The sequence below is a fragment of the Flavobacteriales bacterium genome, from assembly GCA_016700415.1.
Classification (GTDB): domain Bacteria; phylum Bacteroidota; class Bacteroidia; order Flavobacteriales_F; family PHOS-HE28; genus PHOS-HE28.
In genome coordinates, this window is the sequence record CP065018.1 from 1096457 (window position 1) to 1119486 (window position 23030).

Annotated in this window: 12 protein-coding genes; 11 read left to right on the forward strand and 1 reads right to left on the reverse strand. The window is 60.6% G+C overall.

The features are described 5' to 3' along the window. Positions 1–81: 81 nt before the first annotated feature. From IPP95_04685 to IPP95_04725, 9 genes are all read left to right on the forward strand, one after another. A complete protein-coding gene (locus IPP95_04685) occupies positions 82–2418 on the forward strand; it encodes a TonB-dependent receptor (GenBank protein ID QQS73525.1) in 2337 nt (778 codons plus the stop codon). 5 nt (positions 2419–2423) lie between these two features. Then, positions 2424–2789 (forward strand): transmembrane 220 family protein, encoded by a 366-nt coding sequence (locus IPP95_04690; protein QQS73526.1) that lies wholly within the window; start codon positions 2424–2426, stop codon positions 2787–2789. 153 nt (positions 2790–2942) lie between these two features. Beyond that, on the forward strand, positions 2943–4604 hold the full coding sequence (locus IPP95_04695; GenBank protein QQS73527.1) for a DUF1800 family protein: 1662 nt from the start codon (positions 2943–2945) through the stop codon (positions 4602–4604). Between the two features lie 12 nt (positions 4605–4616). Next, on the forward strand, positions 4617–6203 hold the full coding sequence (locus tag IPP95_04700; protein QQS73528.1) for a DUF1501 domain-containing protein: 1587 nt from the start codon (positions 4617–4619) through the stop codon (positions 6201–6203). 71 nt (positions 6204–6274) lie between these two features. Further along, entirely contained in the window at positions 6275–6667 is a 393-nt protein-coding gene (locus tag IPP95_04705) for a hypothetical protein (GenBank protein ID QQS73529.1), read from the forward strand. Between the two features lie 114 nt (positions 6668–6781). Next, positions 6782–9073, forward strand: a complete 2292-nt coding sequence (gene pbpC, locus IPP95_04710; GenBank protein QQS73530.1) for a penicillin-binding protein 1C — start codon at positions 6782–6784, stop codon at positions 9071–9073. Then, positions 9063–9584, forward strand: coding sequence for a hypothetical protein (locus IPP95_04715; GenBank protein ID QQS73531.1), 522 nt, complete (start codon positions 9063–9065; stop codon positions 9582–9584). Before pbpC ends, IPP95_04715 begins: the two co-directional genes overlap by 11 nt. Before the next feature lie 273 nt (positions 9585–9857). Beyond that, positions 9858–11444, forward strand: coding sequence for a PDZ domain-containing protein (locus IPP95_04720; protein QQS73532.1), 1587 nt, complete (start codon positions 9858–9860; stop codon positions 11442–11444). A 304-nt stretch (positions 11445–11748) separates the two neighbouring features. Next, on the forward strand, positions 11749–12093 hold the full coding sequence (locus IPP95_04725) for a DUF1573 domain-containing protein (GenBank protein ID QQS74194.1): 345 nt from the start codon (positions 11749–11751) through the stop codon (positions 12091–12093). A 174-nt stretch (positions 12094–12267) separates the two neighbouring features. Here the strand turns inward: IPP95_04725 and IPP95_04730 are convergent, their stop codons facing one another. Then, complete coding sequence (locus IPP95_04730) at positions 12268–14457, reverse strand: S46 family peptidase (GenBank protein ID QQS73533.1); 2190 nt, start codon at positions 14455–14457, stop codon at positions 12268–12270. 364 nt (positions 14458–14821) lie between these two features. On the opposite strand from IPP95_04730, the gene IPP95_04735 reads away from it, so the two are divergent. Both IPP95_04735 and IPP95_04740 read left to right on the forward strand, forming a co-directional pair. After that, positions 14822–22105, forward strand: a complete 7284-nt coding sequence (locus IPP95_04735) for an HYR domain-containing protein (GenBank protein QQS73534.1) — start codon at positions 14822–14824, stop codon at positions 22103–22105. Next, the gene (locus IPP95_04740; GenBank protein ID QQS73535.1) at positions 22102–23025 is read left to right on the forward strand and encodes a type IX secretion system membrane protein PorP/SprF; all 924 of its coding nucleotides are present in this window, start codon (positions 22102–22104) and stop codon (positions 23023–23025) included. The genes IPP95_04735 and IPP95_04740 overlap by 4 nt, the downstream gene beginning before the upstream one ends. Positions 23026–23030 lie beyond the last annotated feature (5 nt).

Below are 23030 nucleotides of genomic sequence, written 5' to 3' on the forward strand. Positions count from 1 at the left end.
ATTGCGGCCAACTGGCGCAAAAGACCCGATGGGCCTGCGGCCCCCGTTCTACTGCATTTCCAAAGTCCGTAACATCGCGGGATGTTCCACCGGCTGAATTGCACAATGCACCACTTGGCTTGCTTGTTCATTCTCGCTCCGCTCTTCAGCTACGCGCAGCCTCCCATGGCCACGCTGGTCGGCCATGTGGTGGACGGCAGTTCCGGCGGGCCGGTCCCGGGCGCATCCGTTTTTCTTGTGCCGGGCAACATTTCGCTCACGGCCACCACCGACAGCGCGGGCTACTTCCGCATGGCGGCCATACCCGTGGGGCACTATGCGTTGCGTGCGGCCGCCGTGGGCTTCGATACGCTGGAGGTGCCCGAGCTGTGGCTGCGCACGGGGAAGCAGGTCCAGCAGCGCCTGGAACTTTCACCGGCAACTGCGCTGCTCGGCTCGGTGACCGTGAGCGCCATGGCCCGGGAGCAGCTATCGCCCTTGGGCTTGAGAGCTTTCACCGTGGAGCAAAGCCTGCGCTGGCCGGCCACCTTCTTCGATCCCGGAAGACTGGTGGCAGCCCTGCCCGGAGTGGTGGACGCCAACGACCAGGCCAACCATTTGATCATCCGCGGCAACTCGCCCAATGCCAATGCATGGACCTTGGAAGGCGTGGAGATCGTGAACCCCGGCCACACCGGTAATGCGGGCACCGCCAGTGACCTGCCCACGCTCAGCGGCGGCGGGGTGAACATCCTCAGCGCACAGATGCTCGGCACTTCCCAATTGCTCACCGGTGTTCTCCCTATCGCGAACGACAATGCCTTGGGCGGCATCCTGGACATGCACCTGCGCAACGGCAACATGCGCGAGCAGGAATGGACAGCACAAGCAGGACTCATAGGCATCGACCTCTCCACCGAAGGCCCCATCGGTAAGAACGGCCGCTCCTCGTATCTGGTCAATTACCGCTACTCCACGGTGGGGATCCTCGGTGCGCTGGGCGTGGACCTTGGGGACGAGGCCATCAACTTCCAGGACCTCTCCTTCCATGTCACAATGGGCGTGGGCAAACGGGGCGAAGCGCATCTCTTCGGCCTCGGCGGCAACAGCAGCAACGTCTTCGAAGCCATCCACGATACCACGCAATGGGAAGTGGACAAGGACAGCAGGAACATCGACTACCGCTCCAGCATGGGCGCCGTGGGCGGAAGCATCCGCGTACCCATAGGCGGAAAGAACACCTTCACGTCCACGATCGCGGTCTCCGAGATCGACCAAGAGCGCACGGAGGAGCGGTTGTTATCGGACTATTCCGAGGGCTCGCGTTACGATGTGGAATTGAGCGAGCGGAAACTCTCCGGCGTGGCACAGGTGGACGGGGCCGTGGGTGCCCGCCTTCACTACACCGTCGGCGGAAGCGCGATGCAACAGCGCATCAACACCTCCATGGACCCGGACCTGACCGGCTGGCTGATACGCCCTTGGCTGAGCGGACGCTGGAGCTTCACCGATCGCTTGCAGGCCACGGTCGGCCTGGCGTGGTCCTGGTTCACCTTCAACGATGACAATACGCCGGAGCCGCGTGCGACGCTGGAATGGCGCATGCCGCACAACCGCAAAGTGGCCTTGGCGTATGGCCTCCGCTCGCAATTGCCGGCATGGCAGGTGATGCGCGTGGGCACCGTCGGCGCACCGAACAACAATGCGGGGATCGGGTTTATGCGCGCACAGGATGTGGTGTTGGGCTACGACCATCCCGTGAACGATCGTTTCTCGTTGCACGCCGAGGCGTACTACCAGCTGCTGTTCAATGTCCCCGTCCTGAACAGCGCTTATCTGGATCCGCAACTGAACACCTTCAGCATGGTGAACTCGTGGGATGAGCCTTTGTATTTCCCGCTAAGCAATACCGGCACCGCCACCAACGCCGGCGTGGAGATCTCCATGCGCCACGACTTCGCGAACAACATCTTCTATCATGCCAATGTTTCGCTCTACAGCAGCCAATGCACGGATATCACCGGTTCCACGGAAGATTCCCGTTGGGACGGCCGATACATCATCAACCTGTTCGGCGGAAAGGAATTCAAAAAGGTGAAGGAAGATCGCGTGCGCACTTGGGGTATCAGCGGGAGACTGAACGTGAACGGCGGACCACGGGGAAATCCGATCAATATCCGACTCTCAAAAGCGCTTGGCGGAACGGTCTATGATGGGCCTCCATGGTCCGAGCCACTTGGCACCGTTTACCGGATCGATCTGCGTGTTTACCTGAAGAAGGACCGGAAAAGCCGCACCGGCATGTGGTCCTTGGACCTGCAGAATGTGACGAACGCCCAAAATCCCGCATTTCGTTACTTCGACAGCCGCAAGGGCGAAGTGGTAACGAAATACCAGCTCGGCATCATCCCCAACCTTAGCTACCGCATCGAATTCTGACCCCCATGAAGATCCTCTACCTCGTCCTCTCCGTGATGTTCCTCGTGTTCGCCGGGCTCCAGTGGAACGACCCGGACCCGATCCATTGGACCCTATGTTATTTGGCCATCGCGGTTTCCTGCGCACTGGCCGCCTTCGGGCAGTATCCGAAATGGTGGCTGTGGGGCGTCACCATCATCATCGGGGTTTGGATGCTCATCGCCTCCCCGGCATTCTTCCGTTGGATGCAGGGCGGCTTTCCGAACATCGCCGGACAGATGAAGGACACGCGGCCGATCATTGAAGAGACGCGGGAATTCGGCGGACTGGTCATGGCTTTCTTGGTGATGCTCTTCATCGCCCTGCGAGGCGCAAGGGGGCGCCTGAAGTAGCAAACGCCCAAGATCCCGTTGTCCTTTTCGTTTCCTATCGGTTCAGCGCAACTTGGGATGCCGAACGGGGCCTTGACCGTTCAAAACTTTTGGACATGTAAAATGTCCTAAGCGGGAAAATTGCCACCTTCACGGCACCGAACCCAGTCCACCATGCCGCTGCAACCCTACGCTGGACCTTTCGGCGCCCCGGAACTGCGCCATCTTCTGCGACGCACGCTTTTCGGCGCCAGCAACGCGGACCTCGCTCATTTTGCGGGCATGTCGTTGACGGATGTGGTGGACGAACTGCTCACCTTCACCAATAACACCACGCCACCGATCAAGGCGTATTCGATCCCGGACGGGAGCAACCAGCCGGACCCGACGCTCGTGGACCCCGATGTTCCGTTCGGCAGTACATGGACCACCGTGGTGCGTGACCCCGGACTGGTCCCGAACCCGAACATTCAACGGGTAACAAGTTTTCAGCAATGGTGGACGGGGCTCTTGGTCGGTCAAGACCGCAACGTCCGGGAGAAGATGGTGCTCTTCTGGCATACCAACTTGGCCACGCAGGCATCCACGGTGCAATTGGCGGAGCCCCTGTACGTGATGAACCAACTGCTGCGTGACCAGTGCTTGGGGAACTTCCGCAGCATGATGTTCGACGTGACGGTGGATGCCTCCATGTTGATCTACCTCAACGGCTACGTCAACACCAATCTGGCCCCGGACGAGAATTATGGCCGTGAGCTGATGGAACTCTTCACCTTGGGCGAGGGCACGGGCTACACGGAGGAGGACGTGCATACCGCGGCCCGTGTGCTCACCGGGTGGACCGTCCAAATCCAGAACGGAGGCGCGCCGATCCTGCCAGCGGTGGGGTACTTTCCTTTTCTCCACGACGCCACGGACAAGCAGTTCTCGGCTTTTTTCAACAACACCGTGATACAGGGCCAGACAGGGGCCGGCGGCGGCACAACGGAGATCAACGCGCTGCTGGACATGATCTTCGCCAAGGAGGAAGCGGGCCTGCGCATGGCGCGCAAGCTCTACCACTTCTTCGTCCACGGCGAGATCTCAGCGGAAGTGGAGACGGACGTGATCCAACCCTTGGCGCAGATCTTCCGCGACAACGCCTCCGCACCGGACCAGATGCGCATCGTGCTCCAAGCGCTGCTCACCAGTGACCACTTCTTCAGCGCGGATGTCCGGGCCTGCATGATCACCAGCCCCACGGACTTCATCATCGGCACCTTGCGCGAACTGGAACTGCCCATGCCCACCACCGCGCAGTTCGAGGCGCAGTACTATATCTGGAATTCCATCTTCAGCCTCTTGTACGCCACCGGACAGGCGGTCAGTGAGCCGCCGAACGTGGCCGGATGGGTCGCTTATTACCAAGCTCCTGTGTATGACGGGATCTGGATGGACACCGCCTCCTACGTCTATCGCCTGTACACCTATCAGGTCATTACCTACCTCGGCCTCTCCACGCCGAACAACCTGTACCAACCGCAAAGCCGCAACCTCCAGCTCACGATCGACCTCATCGCGCTCACCCAGCAGTTCACTACGCCGGAGGATCCCAATGCCTTGGTGGCACAGGCGGCGGAGCTGCTGTTCCGCGTGGACGTCTCGCAACAGGTGAAGGACCAGTTGAAGACCAACTACCTCCTGTTCGGGCAGCAAAGCGACCACTATTGGACCGATGCTTATCTGATCTACGTGGCGGACCCGAACACCCAGAACACAACGGCGCAATTGGTCCCCATCCTGCTGATGGGGCTCTTCCTCGACATGCAAGGGGCCGCTGAACACCAATTGGTTTAACGCTACCTCACGATGGACAGAAGGGATTTCATCCGAAGCACCTCGCTCGCCACGCTGGGCGGCTTTGCCTTGCGCGGCATGAGCAGCCCGCTTTTCGCGCCCCTGCTCGCGGCCGGCGTGGAGGAGGGCCGCGTGTTGGTGATGGTCCAATTGTACGGCGGCAATGACGGGCTGAACACCGTGATCCCGCTGGACCAGTATTCGCTGCTTTCGCAGTTCCGCAGCAACATCCTCATCCCTGAAGGACAAGTACTGGGCCTGTCCGGCACTGGCGGTGCCACCGGGCTGCACCCTTCACTCACCGGGCTTCAGGACCTTTGGAACGACGGCAAGCTCTCCATCGTGCAAGGCGTGAGCTATCCGGACCCGAGCTATTCCCATTTCCGGGCAACGGACATCTGGGAGACCGGCTCGGACACGGACCAGACGCTGGAATCGGGTTGGGTGGGGCGCTACCTCAACAACGAGTTCCCCAATTATCCGGCGGGATTTCCGAACGCGGACATGCCCGATCCGTTGGCGATCCGGATCGGGGGGCCTGTCACCATCGGCCTGCAGAACATGGGGGTGAGCATGGGCGTGGCGATCAACAACACCGAGGACCCGCTCAACCTCACGGGCAGCCTGTACGTGGACCCCATCACCCCGGACTGCCGTGGCGAGAGGCTCGATCTCGTGCGCACCGTTCAGCGCCAGACCGACCTGTACGGCAATGTGATCAATGCTGCGGCCGTGCAAGGCTGCAACCAGAGCACGCTTTATCCCACCGGGAACGAGCCCGGCGCAAAGCTGGCCCAGGCCTTGAAGATCGTAGCGCAGTTGATCTGCGGTGGCCTGAAGACCCGCGTGTACTGGGTCAGTTTGAACGGCTTCGACACGCATGCCGAACAGACCGATACCGGGGACCACACCATCGGCGCGCACGCTACACTGCTCCAAGGTGTCAGCGATTCGATCCGCGCGTTCCAGGACGACCTGCACCTGCTCAACTTGGAGGACCGCGTGATCGGGATGACCTTCTCGGAGTTCGGCCGCCGCATCATGAGCAACGGCTCCGGTGGCACGGACCATGGTTCGGCGGAACCGATCTTCATGTTCGGCACGCAGGTGGTGCCGGGCATGCTGGGCCAGAACCCGCAGATCGACCCGAACACCACCTACAACACGAACCTGCCGATGCAGTACGACTTCCGCAGCGTCTATGCCTCGGTCCTGAAGGACTGGTTCTGCGTACCGCAAGCGGAGATCGACCAAGTACTGCTCGACTTCTACCAACCGCTCACCTTGGTGGATCCGGCCGGTTGCCTTAGCGCAGGGCTTCATGAGCTGAACCAAGGTGCCGGCGAATCCCTATTGGACGTTTGGCCGAACCCGTTCACGGAGACCACCTCCGTTCGCTTCACCAGTAACGGCGGGCGCGTCATCCTTCAAGTGTTCAACGAGGAGGGCCGGATCATGCGCGTATTGGTGAACCAGGACATGCCCGCCGGAACCCATACTTCCGGCTGTGATCTGGGCGACATGCCCGCTGGCGTCTACTACTGCCGTTTGCAGAACGGAAGTCGGCAGCAAGTGAAGAGCATGCTGAAGGTGCGTTGAAGCATATCACCGTTCATCACTGGACAGAGGTATCCACCTACGGCCCCATCTTTGCATTTCAACGGGTCACCATGAGAACACTGCACTTCCTTCTATCTGCCGCTTTCCTCACTTGCTCAACGGCCGTGTCCGCGCAGAACACCATCTACAGCTATGCGATCGGCAATTGGAGGACCGGTCCCACGGTGGAGATCTCGCCCTTGTTCGAGACCACCGAGATGTTCACCACGCCGCAATTGATCGCCTGGGTACGGCACGAATGGCCGGAGTCGTTCACCGACACCACGGACATCGACGTACAGCGCTTTGCCACCATCGAGGAGGGCAGTGAGAGCCGCTCCATATTAAAGGCCAAATACGGTGTTCGCAAGCTACCGGTACACATATTCGAAAAGGACCCCATGCCACGGACACCGGCGGCACCGGCAAAGCCCGCCATGCAGTCCACGGGCGCACCCCGGTGAGGGGCGCGGACCATGCGAAGCAGGTTGCGGAACTGGGCCGTTGCACACCGCCGTGGTCTTGGCATCGCGGCACTCATTGCGGTATTGCTCTTCGTTTGGGTGAGATGGGGGCCGATGTCACCCCTCTTCGATGCACCTTGTTCCACGGTGCTGCTTGATCGAGATGGGAACCTGCTCGGCGCAACTGTAGCAACGGACGGTCAATGGCGATTCCCGCCCGCAGGGCGCGTACCGGAGCGCTTTGCCACCTGCCTCATCCAGTTCGAGGACCGGCATTTCCGCAGCCACTTCGGCATCCGGCCGCAGTCGTTGGTGCGGGCCTGGCAACAGAACCGCAAGGCGGGGCATGTGGTGAGCGGAGGCAGCACCTTGACCATGCAGGTGGCCCGGCTGGCGCGCGATAACAGGCGCCGCACCTATGGGGAGAAATCGATCGAGGCCGTGCTGGCTTTACGGATCGAACTGCGCTGGGACAAGGACCGGATCTTGGCGTTCTTCGCGGACCATGCACCGTTCGGCGGCAACGTGGTGGGCCTGGACGCCGCAGCATGGCGCTACTATGGTCGCCCGGCGGAACGGTTGAGCTGGAGCGAAAGTGCAACCCTCGCGGTGCTCCCCAATGCTCCTTCGGCGATCTACCCCGGCAAAGGGCACGCCGCCCTTCGCGCGAAACGCGATCGGCTCTTGGACCGGCTGTTGCTCATCCATGCCATCGACAGCTTGGAGTGGTCGTTGGCCAAAGAAGAGCCGTTGCCAGGGGCGACCAGGCCGCTGCCACAACGTGCCCCGCATCTGCTCACCACGCTGAAGGGCCAAGGCCACGACGGCCAACTGCTCCGCACCACGTTGCAAGGCCACCTGCAGGATCGCGCCACTGAAGCCGCGGACCGCTACGCCTCCCGATTGGTCGCCAACGAAGTGCATAACGCGGCGGCGATCATCATGGACGTGCCCACCGGCGCCGTCCTTGCGTATGTGGGCAACCTCAGCGATGCGGGCCGCGATCACGCGGGCGACGTCGACATCATCCGGGCACGGCGCAGCACCGGTAGCGTGCTGAAGCCCTTCCTCTATGCGGACATGCTACAGAGCGGGGAACTCCTGCCGGACATGCTACTGGCCGATGTACCCACACGCTACAACGACTTTTCGCCGCGCAACTACGATGAGCAATACAGCGGTGCCGTACCTGCTTCCGAAGCTTTGGCCCGCTCGCTGAACGTCCCAACGGTGCGGGCCTTACACACCCATGGCGTGGACCGCACCCTGCTGATGTTGCGCGCCATGGGCCTGAAGAGCATCGATCGGAGCGCCGCCGACTACGGATTGTCTCTGATCGTGGGCGGTGCGGAATCCACAGCATGGGAGCTGGCCGGTGCGTATGCCAGCATGGGCCGTGTACTGAACAATTATGGCCGCATGGGCGTGCCCTACCTGAAAGGCGATATCCGTCCGCCGCATGTGTTGATCTCGGAAACTGCCAAGGCGGACAGCACAATCGCACTCGACGGTACGCCTGCGCTCAGTGCTAACTCGATCTACTTCACGTTGAAGGCCCTGCGCGAGGTGGCGAGGCCTGCGGACGAGCAGGGCTGGAGCCATTTCACCGGGCAGAAGCACATCGCCTGGAAGACCGGCACCAGCTACGGCCACCGCGACGCCTGGGCCATCGGGCTCACCGGCAAGTATTGCGTGGCGGTGTGGACGGGCAATGCCAGTGGTGAGGGACGTCCCGGGCTCACGGGCACCTTGGCAGCTGCCCCCCTGCTCTTCGATCTTTTCGGCCTTCTCCCGAGCAGCCCAAGCTATGATCCGCCCTACGACGAAATGGTGCGGGCGGCCATGTGCCGCACCACCGGTTTCCGCGCCGGTATCGATTGCCCGCAACCGGACACTACCTGGATCCCGCGCGAGGGCATGCGTACACCGGTATGTCCATACCATCACCGTATCCTGATAGACCCCACGGGTACCTTTCGTGTAAGCGGTGGCCAAGGCATCCCCACATCGTGGTTCGTGCTTCCACCCGGGATGGAGTATTATTTCGCACAGCGCAGCCCGAGCTACCGCCCGCTGCCTCCTTGGAAGGACGGCGCGCAACATGCCGACAGCCCCATGGAGATCCTCTATCCCGATGCCAATTCCACCTTGCTGATCCCCGTGCAGTTGGACGGCAGCCGGGGGAACATGGTGGTGGAAGTGGCGCACCGCGACCCCAAGGCCACGCTGTTCTGGGACCTTGACGGCACCTTCGTCGGTACCACTTCCGATGAACACCGCATGGCACTTTCACCTGCGGACGGACCGCACCGGCTAACTTTGACCGACGGTGACGGCCATGTGCTTCACCGATCTTTCACCATCGTCACCGGGGCCAAGAACGCCTCATCCACGCATGCTCCGTAAGCTCCTCTTCCCCGCCGCGCTGCTGCTCGGCACCCTCCTGCACGCTCAGCCTGATTCGCTCTACATCACCGAGAACGGTACCACCGTGGCCTACGCGGTCACCTATGCGCCCTTGCAGGATGTGGAACGCTACCGCCTCATCGGCAAATACGCCTTCGACACCAGCCGCGTAGCGGTCCAGCTTGACTATAAGCGGGGCAAGCCCAGCGGCATCTACCGCGCCTTCTACCCGGACGGCAAGCAGCTCATCTTCGCGGTGTACGGCTGGGGCTCTCTTCACGGCGACTGGACGGAATACGACCCCACCGGCCGCATCACCGTGAAAGGCCAGTACCGCATGGGCAAGCGGGACGGCACGTGGGCCTTCCGCGACCAAGGCATCGTGGGCCATTACAAGGAAGGCCGGAAGAACGGCAGTTGGAAGTATTTTCAGAACGGCAAACTGGTGAAGAAGGAAAAGTGGCGCAAGGGGGAGATCAAGAAAGGCGGGACATTCCTGTTCGGGCTATAAGGGGGGATCAAAGGATCTGACACTTCGGCTGCGCTCAGTGCGGGCGATCAGGTATGGAATGCTTAGACCGCGACAATAGGCCGATGACCGTAAAAAGCGGACCCTGTCTTGGTGTTCTTTGTGGTAGAGCCTTCCATCATGCTTAACATCACTTAACCGCACTTCGGCCAACCTCTTTCCCGCGCTCTCGTTAAATTCGTGCGATCCGGGAGATCTGTCGGATGCCTTGATCGGTGCCTATGCCCGATCTACCGACCTCCCCGCCCCCAGCACATGAAGAAGCTCCTGCTCGCCCTCGCCGTTCTTGCGGCTGTTCCCGTTTTTTCCCAGCCCAGCCCAGCCTCCACGAAGTTGCAGGCCCTGCTGTACCAGATCGAACACATGTACGTGGACAGTGTGGATGACAACAAACTGGTGAACTCCGCCATCGTGAGCATGCTTGCGGACCTCGACCCGCACAGCGTCTACATCCCGAAGGAGGACCTCGAAGAGGTGAACGAACCGCTGAAGGGCAACTTCGAGGGTGTGGGGATCCAGTTCAACATCGTGCGTGACACCATCTATGTGGTGGACGCCATCGCCAGCGGCCCTAGTGAGCGCGTAGGCATCCGGGCGGGCGACCGCGTTGTGAAGGTGGACAGTGAGACCGTGGCCGGCACGGGCGTGAAGAACGCCGACGTGATCAAGTTGCTCCGCGGTCCCAAGGGCACCAAGGTGAACGTCAGCATTGTGAGACAGGGGGAAAAAGCACCGCTGGATTTTACGATCACGCGGGACAAGATCCCCATTTACAGCGTAGAGGCCGCTTACATGGCAGCCCCCGGTGTAGGCTACATCAAGGTGAGCCGCTTCGGTGCCACCACCACCAAGGAATTTTCGGACAAGCTGGACATGCTGAAGAAGCAAGGCATGAAGGACCTTGTGCTCGACCTGCAAGGCAATGGCGGCGGATACCTGCGCGCCGCACAGGAGATGGCGGACCAGTTCTTGGACGACCGGAAGCTGATCGTGTACACGGAGGGGCGCACCTCTCCACGAGAGGACCTGTACGCCTCGTCCACCGGCAAATTCGAAAAAGGCCGCTTGGTGGTGATGGTGGACGAGGGTAGCGCCTCGGCGAGTGAGATCGTCACCGGTGCGATGCAGGATTGGGACCGTGCGGTGGTCGTCGGCCGTCGCTCCTTCGGAAAGGGTCTGGTGCAGCGTCCCGTGATGCTGCCGGACGGCTCGGCGGTGCGCCTCACCGTGGCACGTTATTACACGCCCAGCGGCCGCTGCATACAGAAGTCGTACGCTGACGGGCTGGATGCCTATCGCCACGAGGGCATGGACCGCCTGCGCGACGGGGAACTCACCAGCGCGGACAGCATCCATATCCAGGACACCGTGAAATACTACACCAATAACAAGCGCATCGTTTATGGCGGCGGCGGTATCGTGCCGGACGTCTTCGTGCCCATCGACACCTCGCTCAGCTCAGCCTGGTTCGGCCAGCTCGTGCGCAAAGGCATCACCAACACCGCAGCGATCAACTACGTGGACAAGCACCGAGCAGAGATCCAGCGCCAGTACAAGGACGTGGACGCCTTCCGGAAGAACTTTACCGTGGCCCCCGACCTGACCAATGCCATGGAGAAACTGGCTGAAGAGGCCAAGATCGAGCCGGACAGCGCGGGCATGGCCCGTTCCCAACGCTTGGTGGACCTCCGGCTGAAAGCACTGATCGCCCGTGATGTTTGGAACACCTCGGCCTATTGGCAAGTGATCAATGCGGACAATCCGGTGGACCTCAGCTATGAGGAGGCCTTGCGCGTGATCACCGACGATGAGCTCCAGCGCACCAAGCTGGCTGAACGCTGAGCGGCGAGGCTTCATTCCACGCCCTAAGGATCAAAATACCTGTTAATGGACGGAACGGTGATGGCACTGACCCCATCGCTTCCCTTATTTTTGCGCCACGCATCCAAGACATAACCAAATGAAGGAGAACATCAAGATCGCTCTACTGGCCATCATCGCTGCCACCGTGGTGTTCATGGCCGTTGACCAGCGAAAGGCCGCTACCACGGTCCCCACCTTCGCTCCGCTGCCGGCCGCTGCGAAAACGCCCCCGGTCTCCGTGGCGGACAAGAGCACCTTCGACCCCCTGACGCCGCCCGCACCCATGCCCCCGTCGGGCTATGACGGCCCCACGACCACCATCGGTTACGCTGCGGCCACCCACGATTTCGGAAAGATCAAGCAGGACAGCGAGAACAAGTATGTCTTCAAATTCACCAATACCGGCAAGGAACCCTTGGTGATCACCAACGCCGTGGGCAGCTGCGGCTGTACCGTCCCCGACTACCCCAAGCACCCCATCGCCCCGGGTGAGAGCGGCGACCTCAGCGTGGTATACAAGCCTGGAAAGCAGGAAGGCCAACAGAGCAAGACCGTGACGGTGACCGCGAACACGGAACCCTCGCAGACCGTGCTGCGCATCAGCGCCGAGGTGCTGAAGGTGGATTGAGACGCTTCTCTCCTTAGTTGTCAGTTGTTGGTCCGATAAGTATCGGACGTCAGTTGTCCGGCTGCATTGCAGGGCGACGGGCTTTCTCGGACATCTCGTGACTACCCTGACAACTCTATGCTGGCGCTCGCGCTTCGCGAGTACCAGCATGGGAACCAACAACCGACAACCAAGTTAATGATGCAGCGGAAGCTCGATCACATGCGGGGGCGCATCCAGCCCCACCAGCTCCATTTCATCCACTAAATGCTGCCCCCCGAGGTACTTGTCGATGATGAAGAGCACGTATTTGATGTCCACCGAGATGTTGCGGCACTTGGCAGGATCGAAGAGGATGTCGCTCATGGTGCTTTCCCAGGTGCGGTCGAAGTTGATGCCGATCAGCTCGCCCTTGCCGTTGAAGACAGGGCTGCCGCTGTTTCCACCGGTGGTGTGCAGGGAGGAAAGGAAGCAAGTGCGTATTTCCCCGTCCGTTGCATAGGGACCATAGTCCTTGGCGTGGTACAGATCGATGAGCTTTTGTGGCACGGTGAACTCCGGGTTTCCGGGATCATTCTTTTCCATCACACCGGTCAGGGTGGTGTACGGCAGATAGGCGATACCGTCCCGTGGACAGGTTCCTTCCACCTTGCCATAGCTTAGGCGCAGCGTGAGGTTCGCATCCGGCCACCAGGTCCTTTCCGGGAACAGCGTGACCAGCCCTTTGGACCATGCACGCAATGCGGCGTCCAGGCTGTCACCGATGGCATTGTAGCGTGGGGCCACCTTTTCCGCATAGGTCGAACTGTACGACTTACCCAACCGGTAGGCCGGGTCCTGGGCCATGCGCTTGGCGCTCCTTTTGGAATAACCGTCGAGCAGTCGGAAGAGCTTCACACTATCGGCAAAGACGCTGCGCGCGTAGAGGTCATCCGCAAAACGCATGGCATCACCATTGAACTTGCCGTCCACGACCTGTAGCTCGGGCGGGGCAAGCGATGGAACTTGCTGTTGAAGGACAATGGGCAATTGCGCGGCGAAGACATCATGGTCCACCGCGGCGTTGTAGTTCTTAAGAAAGGCACTTGCATTTGCTCTCAGCCGCTTCACCTCGGCATCGGAAACGGCCTTCGTGATCGTATCGCGGCCTTCGATCAGCTTACTGAAGCCCATGGCAAAGCGCGGTAGGTCGGCACCGGTATGGATGAATTCACTGAACAGGTTGCGTGCCCGCGCATAGGGCATCCGATCCGTATACAGTTTCTCCAATCGCGGCAGGATCCCGGCGTACTCCGGCATGCCTTCGGACCTGCGGAGGAACTCGGCTTCCTCGGCCTGCTTCTTTCCTACGGCGTCCAGTTCCTTCAGGCCACGGACCTCGCCCTGCCACTTCTTCCAACCGTTGGCGGTACGGCGTTGCCGGGAAGCGTACTGCAGCTTGGTGGCCTCACTGGCATTCATAGCGGCATCGATCACGTTGAGGCTTGCTGTGCGCATGGTGATGCGGAGCGGGTCGTCATCCTCCATCACCTGCTTCACGGCGAAGCTGGGGATGTAATACTCCGTGGTACCGGGGAAGCCGAAGATCATGGCGAACTCGCCTTCATGCGCGCCGCTCATGTCGATGGCAAATGACCGGCGTGGCGTGAATGGCTTGTTCCCGGCGGCATATACCTCCGGTTCATTTTCCGGAGATGCATAGATGCGGAACACGCCGAAATCACCGGTGTGGCGGGGCCACATCCAGTTGTCGGTATCGCCGCCGAACCCGCCGACGCCCGCGGGAGGTGCGGCCACAAGGCGGATATCGCGGAAGGTCTCGCTGACGATAAGGAACCAGCTGTTGCTGTAGTTGAACGGACGGACCACGGCATCCCGCAACGTGCCTTTCACAGCCTCCGAAGCGATCGCATCCCCTTCGCGCCGCGCAATGGCATCGCGCTCCTCCTCTCCCATTCCCGCCTTCAGCAGCGCGTTGATACGGTCCGAGACATCCTCCATGCGCACGATAAAGGTGACGGAGAGGCCGGGGCTAGGCAGCTCATCGGCGAGCGTGGCGGCCATGAAACCATCGCGGAGGTAGTTGTGCTCCAACGTGCTGTGGGCCTGTATCGCGCTGTGGCCGCAATGGTGGTTGGTGAGGATGAGGCCCTGTGTGCTGACCACCTCGGCCGTGCAACCGCTGCCGAAAAGGGCGACGGCATCCTTCAGCGATCCGTTGTTGATGCTGTAGATGTCCTCTGCGGAGATCTGCAACCCTTCCGTGCGCATATCGCCCTCAATGGCCTTGAGCAATGTGGGCACCCACATACCTTCATGAGCGTTGGTGGTGAGGATGGTGAGAACGGAAAGAAGGGTGAGGATGGAGGAGCGTGCGCGGATCATATCGATCATATATGTGGTTGCGTGCCAAGATACCAGCACCGGTGGAATGCAGTGGTCCGGGTCGTGTTTGGAGCAGAGTTCGCATAGGAGGACCTGCTCCGCTCAGCGATACACAGCAGTGGTTCGTCGATCCGAATTAACCCTTCGTCACCTCCAAAATGGAACATAGAAGGCTCCACGCCGTATGAACCGACCGACCATGGTGCCCGATGCTCCGATCGGCATCCTTGTACACGTATAAGCTCCTATTTTGAACCACGCCTCCACAAACCGTTGCACAGGACAAGATCGCCTACTTGGCATCGGGTTCTTTCCGCACCGGTGCCGCCTGCTTAACCGCGATCGATCATGGAGGCTATTGGCGATGGGGATCCTCTCCGTGGTATTCTGGGCACCCAGCATCTCGGCCCAAACACCGGACGAATGGGAATGGTCCCGCAAATTGGCCACCAGCCAAAATGAATTCGCATCCAGTATCGCCGTGGACCGGCTGAACAACGCGGTGTACACCGCCGGCCAAGCGGATAAAGCGTTCAGCGGCGTACTGGGCGGCCCGTGGGCGGTCATGTACGGGAGCAACACGGGCAGCGATGGTTATTTGGTGAAACATAGTCTGGACGGCACCCTGCAATGGCAGATCGTCGTTGGGGCCGGTGGGAATGACGGTATTACCGGTGTCTGCACCGATATGCTGGGCCGTGTCTATGTGACGGGGTACTTCTCCGCGACCAATGCCTCCTTTACCGGTGCCGCCGGAAGCAGCCAGACGATGTCCTCCACCGGCGGGGAGGACATCTTCGTGGCCTGCTACAATGCGAACGGTGCGCTGCAATGGAACATAAGGGCAGGCGGGGCCGGCAACGACAGAGGTAATGGTATCTGCTATGCGAACGGGAAGATCTTTGTGGGTGGTTCATATAGTGGATCAGCCGTCATCGCCGGCATGGCAACAACGTCCACGTCGGCGGGCAACGCTAACACCTCCCATGCATTCCTGACGGCCTTGCAGGCATCTGATGGAAGCGGTGAATGGCTTGCCGCCGGTTTCAATGGGGAGAACAGCACGTTCAACGCCGTCGCCACCGACGGGACCCAGGTCTATGCGCTTGGCGTCCACACAGGCACGTCGTACACCTTCGGAAGCAGCACCGGCCCGGCGACCCTCCCCTTATCGACCACCTGGAACAACCTGAGCGCGGATGTGCTGGCTGTTAGTGCCACAGGCCAGTTGAACTGGGCCCAGGCGGTGGCCAACTCCGCAAGTGACGCCATCACTGCGTTGGGGTTGGCTGCGTCAACAACAGCGGTCTACATCTCCGGTAGCAGTCATAATAATTCCGTGTTCCCCGGCGGAGTGGTGGTGGCAGGTACCGGAAGCCCGCACGATTATGGCTACCTCGCACGGTTGAACAAGAACAGCGGTCAGACCGCTTGGGTGCGCACGTTCTCCGGATCGAGCAACCATGATCAAGTGGGCCGCGCCCTGGCCACGGACAGCCATGGTGACGTCCTGCTTGCGGGAACCTATAAACAGTCCCTCACATTGCCTAATGGCACGCCGCTCAGCGGTGCCAATGACGTTCAGGTCTTCGTGTCCAAATTCAACGGCAGCGGAGGCTTAAAGTGGGCGATCACACCCATGGGTGATAAGGATGACCGGCCAAACGGGGTGGCCTTGGACGGCAACGGTGGTGTGTACGCAGCGGGCAGCTATCAGAAAGAGATCACTTTCAATACGTTCTTTTCCGACGATAACTCGGAAAATCTGTTCGTTGCCAAGCTGCACGACATGGACTTCGATGTGGCCGAATTCCGCGATCCTTCCAGGTTCATCGCTCCGGGACCCTTCTGCATGACCGATGGCCCCTTGAACTTAGCTTCCCTCCTGATCCCCGAACGATCGGGAACCGGCATTGCCGTATTCTCCTCTTCCGGTATCGGATCCAGCGGTAGTAACGGGCCTGGCGGCGCCTTGGGTATGTCGCCAGGAGGCGTGGCCGTGTTCGACAATTCAGGCGATCAGATCGTGATCGATCTGGGCAACACGATCCCTGTCGGGGAAAAACTGATCATCCGCTGGAGAAGCACCGGCGGTGCGGCGATGATGAACGTGCAAGGCTCATTTGCCGGGGCCGGCGGTTTCACTGATCACGGCATGATCACCACCAGTTCCACGGTGATGGTATTGACCGCCGTCGTGGCAACGGCACCGATGCGCTTCATCAAACTGACACGTGCCGGTAGTACCACCTGTGAAGTGGACGGTGTATTCTACAATTTCGGAAGCGCGACCGACGGCACCTGGTCCGGGGACGGTGTTACCGGCACCACCTTCGACCCCTCGGGAATCAGCGGCAATGCGAACATCACCTATACGGCAAATGGTCATAGCACTACGATCACGGTCACGGTCAGTCCGGTCTCCGTCGTCGGCATCCTGACCGGCGGCGGAACGTTCTGCCCCGGTTCCGATGTGCCCTTCTCTCTCGCCGGTCCCATCAGTGGGTCCATCGTATGGCAGACCAGTACGAATGGAGGCACTACGTGGACAAATAACTTCTCCAACCTGACGGTGGACACTCTCATCGGTGTGACCCAGGCCACGTCTGTCAAGGTAAAAGTCACCAGCGGAGCTTGCCCGGCCGCGACAAGCAACACCGTGAACGTCATACCGTTGGACACGGACGCTCCTGTCATTTCGGGCTGCCCCGGCAACATCAACGTGAACGGGTTCACGAACAACTCGGTGGTCAACTGGACCGTACCTACTGCTTTGGACAACTGCACGGGAGTTTCCATTGTCCGCACCTCGGGACCCGCACCGGGAAGCACGTTCACCATGGGCACCACGCCCATCACCTATGTGGCCAGCGACGGTTCGGGCAACACGGCCAGTTGCAACTTCACTGTGACCGTATCCTTCAAGGATCCCAGCGCATTCACGGCCCCGGGTCCGTTCTGCGCCGCCGATGCGCCAGTGGACCTCACTTCCTTCCTCCTCCCGATCGTGCAAGGCCATGGGGCCTCGGTTTTCTCTTCCAGCGGCGTAGCTACCCCAGGCTCGGCCCTCGGTTCAGGTGCGTACGGCACCGGGGCGCTCTTCGACGATCCCGGAGATGAGATCATCATCGACCTCGGTGTCACCATCCCCTCCGGAGGGTCCGTGGTGATCCGCTGGCGGGCGGTCAGCGGCACCGCCGTACTGAACGTGGGCGGAGCCTCCGCAGGAAGTGGCCCTTTTACCGACCTGGGCGATATCACTACCGTTTCATCATCGATGATCTTCACCGCGGTCACCACCACGGTTCCCATGCGCTACCTCCGGATGAGGATGACCGGCAGCGGCAACCTTCGGGTGGATGCGGTACTGTACGACTTCGGCAGCTTGCCCGGCGGCACATGGGGCGGTCCCGGTGTCAGCGGCAATGTGTTCGACCCGGCCGGAATGAGCGGGAACCTCAACGTGACCTACTCCGTCGATGGCCATACCACCACGCATACCGTATCGGTCAGTCCGGTCTCTGTCGCGGGGGTCCTGTCAGGCGGCGGAATGATCTGTCCGGGTTCCGATGCGCCCTTGTCACTCTCAAGCCCCATCAGTGGATCGATCGTGTGGCAAACCAGCACGGACGGAGGCACCTCTTGGACAAGCGACCCCTCCGGGCTGACTGTCGACACGCTTCACGGCGTCATCCAAGCCACGGCTGTCCGGGTGCGGGTTACCAGTGGTATTTGCCCGGCGGATACCAGCAATACCGTACACGTTATACCGATGGACACGAACTCCCCAGTGCTTTCGGGCTGTCCGGGTAACATCACCGTGGGAACTGACGCTTCGGAATGCGGTGCCATCGTGGCCTACACCGCCCCAACGGCAACGGACAATTGCACAGCCCTGGTCACCGTGGAAAACAGCGATGTGGCACAGGTCTCCGGAAGTTTCTTTCCCGTGGGCACCTCATCGGTGGAATTCCGCTCCACTGATGCCTCCGGCAATACCGGCACCTGTTCCTTCACCATCACCGTGACCGATGATGAGGCCCCGGCATTCATCTGCCCTTCGGACACTGTGATCGCTACAGAACCGGGGCTGTGTGGCGCTCACGTGAGCTATGCGTTGCCCACCGCTACCGATCAGTGCGATGGCACCGTTACCGTGACCGCAACGCAAAGTGCGAACGCCCCTGAAAGTCTCTTCCCCGTCGGAACGACCACGGTAGTGCTCACGGCCACCGACGCAGCAGGCAACAGCAGCACCTGCTCCTTCTCCGTCACGGTGAACGACGTGCAGGCCCCGGATTTCACCGCACCGGCCGACACCGTACTGGCAACAGCCCCGGGCCTCTGTGGCGCGATCCTGGACTACACCATCCCCAGCGCCAATGATGCCTGTGATGGCATGCTCGCGGTGATGGTGGTGAACAGTGCCCAGACCCCCGGAAGCACTTTCCCAATCGGAAGTACATCGGTCCTGCTCCGCGCCACGGATATCGCCGGAAACAACACGGAGCACAGCTTCACCGTGACCGTATTGGACGATGAAGCTCCCCTGATCGCCTGCCCTACCGACATCTCCGTTCTTTCGGGATCACCTGATTGTGGAGCACATGTCCACTATTCGATACCCACGGCCATGGACAATTGTGCCACACTGGTCCCCGTGGTGAACAGCGACGCTACCCAAGCTCCGGACAGTCTTTTCCCGGTGGGGGTCACTATTGTCCAATTGGTGGCCAGCGACAATTCCGGCAATACCGGCACCTGCTCCTTCAGCATCACCGTGATCGACGTTTCCCCGCCCACGTTCACCGCCCCAACCGCGGACACCTTGTACATGGACGCGAACGGGCAGGCGGCCATGCCGGACCTGCATGGCCAGTTGGTCGGCTTGTCGGACTGCTCCGGCATGGGGCCGCACGACCAAACGCCCGATGCCGGTTCTGTTGTGACCGGGGATACCACGGCCACCTTGCACTTGTCCGACGGCGTGGGGAACGACACCACGATCTCGGTGCAGATCGTTCTGCTGGACACCATTTCACCCACCATCTCTTGCCCGGACACGATCCACGGCGCGGTCACACCGGGTCAATGCGGTGTGGTATTGAACATCCCCCCTCCTCAATACGGGGACAATAGTGGAATAGCGATCCTGGACAGCACAGGAACGATATTCTCCGGGGATCTATTCCCCGCAGGGACTTACACGGTGAATTACACGGTGACGGACCCCTCCGGTCTTACGGCGAGTTGCCCTACCACAGTGATCGTTCTATCGCCGGTCCTTGAGCTAACCTATCCGGTGGACACGATCTGCTCCTCCGCAGGTCCGATCTCGCCGCTGGGAATGATTACCGGAGGGACCTTCAGCGCCAGTCCGGCCGGATTGAACGTGGACGCTTCCATGGGAGTGATCGCACCGCTGACGAGCACGGCGGGCAGCTATACCATTTACATGGTGTTCGCAGGGCCCTGCCCGGATACGGCAAGCACCACGATCACCATTGAGGCGCAACCGAACGCGGGCACCGATGCCACAACCACCATCTGTTCCATCGGCGACCCTGTTGACCTCTTCGCACTGCTCGGCAACGGAGCTGATGCAGGAGGAACATGGAGCGTCGGGAACGGCACCTATGATCCAGCAATGGACAGTCCCGGCACCTTCACTTACACGGTATCCGGCGGCCTGACTTGCGCGGATGCTCAGGCCAGCATAACCGTGACCGAGACCTTAACGATGAACGCCGGGGCGGACAGCACGATCACCCTTTGCGGGAACGGCACCCTCGTGGATCTCTCAACACTGCTCAACGGCGCCGATGCCGGAGGGGATTGGAGCAACGGAAGCGGACAGTACGATCCGGTCAACGACGATCCCGGAACGGTGATGTACATCGTTGTCGGTAGCGGCCAATGCCCTTCGGACACCGCATTCATCACTGTGCTGGAGCAAACACCTCCGAACGCGGGGGCCGATGCATCCACCACTGTTTGCACCATCGGCGACCCTGTTGACCTCTTCGCCCTGCTCGGCAACGGAGCTGATGCAGGAGGAACATGGAGCGCCGGAAACGGCATCTATGATCCAGCAACGGACAACCCCGGCACATTCACCTACACGGTTTCCGGCGGCCTGACTTGCGCGGATGCTCAGGCCAGTATTACTGTGACCGAGACCTTGGCGATGAACGCCGGGGCGGACAGCACCATCACCCTTTGCGGGAACGGCACTCCTGTGGATCTCTCGACCCTGCTCAACGGCGCCGATGCCGGAGGGGATTGGAGCAACGGCAGCGGACAGTACGATCCGGTCAACGACGATCCCGGAACGGTGATGTACATCGTTGACGATAGCGGCCAATGCCCTTCGGACACCGCATTCATCACTGTGCTGGAGCAAACACCTCCGAACGCGGGGATCTCCGCAGATCTCGCCCTGTGCAGTAACGGCATCGCCGTCAACCTCTTCACTGCCTTAGGTGGGGCACCGGACAATGGCGGTCAATGGAGCCAAAGCGACGGCACGTTGATCGATGGGATCTTCGACCCTGCCTCTGACCTTGCGGACAGCTTCACGTACACGGTGGATGCCATGGCGCCTTGTTCCGCAGCGAGCAGCGTTGTCACCGTTACCGTGGCCAATGCTCCTTCAGCGGCGTGGGCCAGCCCTGCTGCGCTGTGCAATGCAGCGCAGCCCATAGACCTGAGCAATACCTTGACCGGTGAGAGCGGCGGCACCTGGTCGGGCCCCGGCATCGCACCCGACGGCCAACACTTTGACCCCTCTTCATTAACGCCTCAAGGCAGCAGCGAAGATTTCACCGTGACCTATTCCGTGACGATGGGCGGATGCACCAGTGCCCAAAGCGGCCCCATCACAGTACTGGCAAGCCCCGTGGCCAATGCCGGAACGGACGGCGTGGTGTGCGGGCTGGAACATACGCTCGCAGCCAGCTTGACCATTGGCAGCGGCACTTGGAGCGCGACAAGCGGCATAACGTTCAACGATCCGGAGGCACCGACCACGGCGGTCCATGTACCCGGACCAGGCAATTATGCCTTGGTATGGACGGTCACCAATGGCCCATGCAGCGCCTTCGACACGGTGATGATCACCTTCCATCTCCCGGAAGAGCTGACCGCCATGGATGCCGGGCCTGACCAAGAGCAGAACATATCCCGCAGCGCCATGTTGAACGGCGTGGCCGAGGGTGCCACCGAAGTACATTGGTCGGTGATCAGCGGATCCGGAAGCATTGTCGCACCAGACCAAACAAGCACCGGGATCGATGGACTATCTATCGGCACCAACTTGATCATGCTGAGCGCACGCGTAGGAGTTTGCCCCTTCGCGAGCGACACAACGGCCATCACGGTTCGCGATCTGTTCATCCCCTCGGGCTTCTCACCGAACGGCGATGGCGTGAACGACTCTTTCGAGGTGACCGGGATCGATGCATACCCGGGCAATGAGCTGACGGTGTTCAACCGCTATGGGCAACAGGTCTTCCATGTCACAGGCTACGCCAACGGATGGGACGGCAAGGATGAAAACGGAAAAGAACTGGCGGACGGCACCTACTTCTATGTGCTCGGCCTCACTGCGGAAGAGACGTACCACGGACAGGTCATCATCAAGCGATGAAAGGACAACGGAACATAACACTGGCGTTCGCCGCACTGCTATCGGTGGGGCTGCACGCGCAGCATACACCGCTGACCACGCAGTACCTGTTCAATGGCCTGCTGATCAATCCGGCCTATGCGGGAAGTCGCGATGCGCTCACGGCCAACCTCACCTATCGTCAGCAATGGGTGGGCTTCGAAGGTGCACCGACCACGCAAATACTGAGCGTCCATTCACCCGTGAACGGTAAGCACATCGGCTTGGGCCTAATGGTCTACAACGACCGCATCGGCGTGAGCCGAGAGACCGGTGTGATGACCAACTATGCTTACCGGCTACGGCTTGGCACGGGTAAGTTGGCGTTGGGCATCGGGGCGGGGCTGAAAGTATTGCAGGCGGATTGGACCAGTGTGCGCACCACCACGGCAGGCGATGCGGAATTCGCCACCAACAGCCACGGCGTGGTGAAACCCAACTTCAGTGCTGGGGCCTATTACTACAACAAGCGCTGGTTCGCCGGCCTTTCCGTTCCGTTCATCCTCAGTCAGGCCTACAATGTGCAGACTGAAAGCTGGGAGGTGAAGAACGACACACGCCACTACCAACCGATGCTTACCGCAGGCATGGTGGTGGAACTCGAACACGACCTGAAGCTGAAGCCGTCGGTGCTGTTGCGCAAAGCCGGTGGCAACCCGGTACAGGCCGACCTGAACATGAACATGATCTGGAAGGACAGCTTCTGGCTCGGGGTGAGCTATCGCACGAGCGACGCGGTCTGCTTCTCCGTGGAAGTATTGCCCACCAAGCAATTCCGTATCGGCTATGCTTACGATCTCGGCATCAACGCGCTAAGGACCTACCACCAGGGCTCGCATGAGGTGATGCTCCAGTATGAGTTCGGTTATCACGTTAAAGCCAAGGACCCGCGCTATTTCTGATGGGA

Excerpts from the sequence above, each read along its gene's own strand:
- pbpC (QQS73530.1), top strand. The coding sequence starts at position 6,782 with ATGTCACCCCTCTTCGATGCACCTTGTTCCACGGTGCTGCTTGATCGA.
- IPP95_04685 (QQS73525.1), top strand. The coding sequence starts at position 82 with ATGTTCCACCGGCTGAATTGCACAATGCACCACTTGGCTTGCTTGTTC.
- IPP95_04715 (QQS73531.1), top strand. The coding sequence starts at position 9,063 with ATGCTCCGTAAGCTCCTCTTCCCCGCCGCGCTGCTGCTCGGCACCCTC.
- IPP95_04735 (QQS73534.1), top strand. The coding sequence starts at position 14,822 with ATGGGGATCCTCTCCGTGGTATTCTGGGCACCCAGCATCTCGGCCCAA.
- IPP95_04720 (QQS73532.1), top strand. The coding sequence starts at position 9,858 with ATGAAGAAGCTCCTGCTCGCCCTCGCCGTTCTTGCGGCTGTTCCCGTT.
- IPP95_04690 (QQS73526.1), top strand. The coding sequence starts at position 2,424 with ATGAAGATCCTCTACCTCGTCCTCTCCGTGATGTTCCTCGTGTTCGCC.
- IPP95_04725 (QQS74194.1), top strand. The coding sequence starts at position 11,749 with ATGCCCCCGTCGGGCTATGACGGCCCCACGACCACCATCGGTTACGCT.
- IPP95_04740 (QQS73535.1), top strand. The coding sequence starts at position 22,102 with ATGAAAGGACAACGGAACATAACACTGGCGTTCGCCGCACTGCTATCG.
- IPP95_04705 (QQS73529.1), top strand. The coding sequence starts at position 6,275 with ATGAGAACACTGCACTTCCTTCTATCTGCCGCTTTCCTCACTTGCTCA.
- IPP95_04695 (QQS73527.1), top strand. The coding sequence starts at position 2,943 with ATGCCGCTGCAACCCTACGCTGGACCTTTCGGCGCCCCGGAACTGCGC.
- IPP95_04700 (QQS73528.1), top strand. The coding sequence starts at position 4,617 with ATGGACAGAAGGGATTTCATCCGAAGCACCTCGCTCGCCACGCTGGGC.
- IPP95_04730 (QQS73533.1), bottom strand. The coding sequence starts at position 14,457 with ATGATCCGCGCACGCTCCTCCATCCTCACCCTTCTTTCCGTTCTCACC.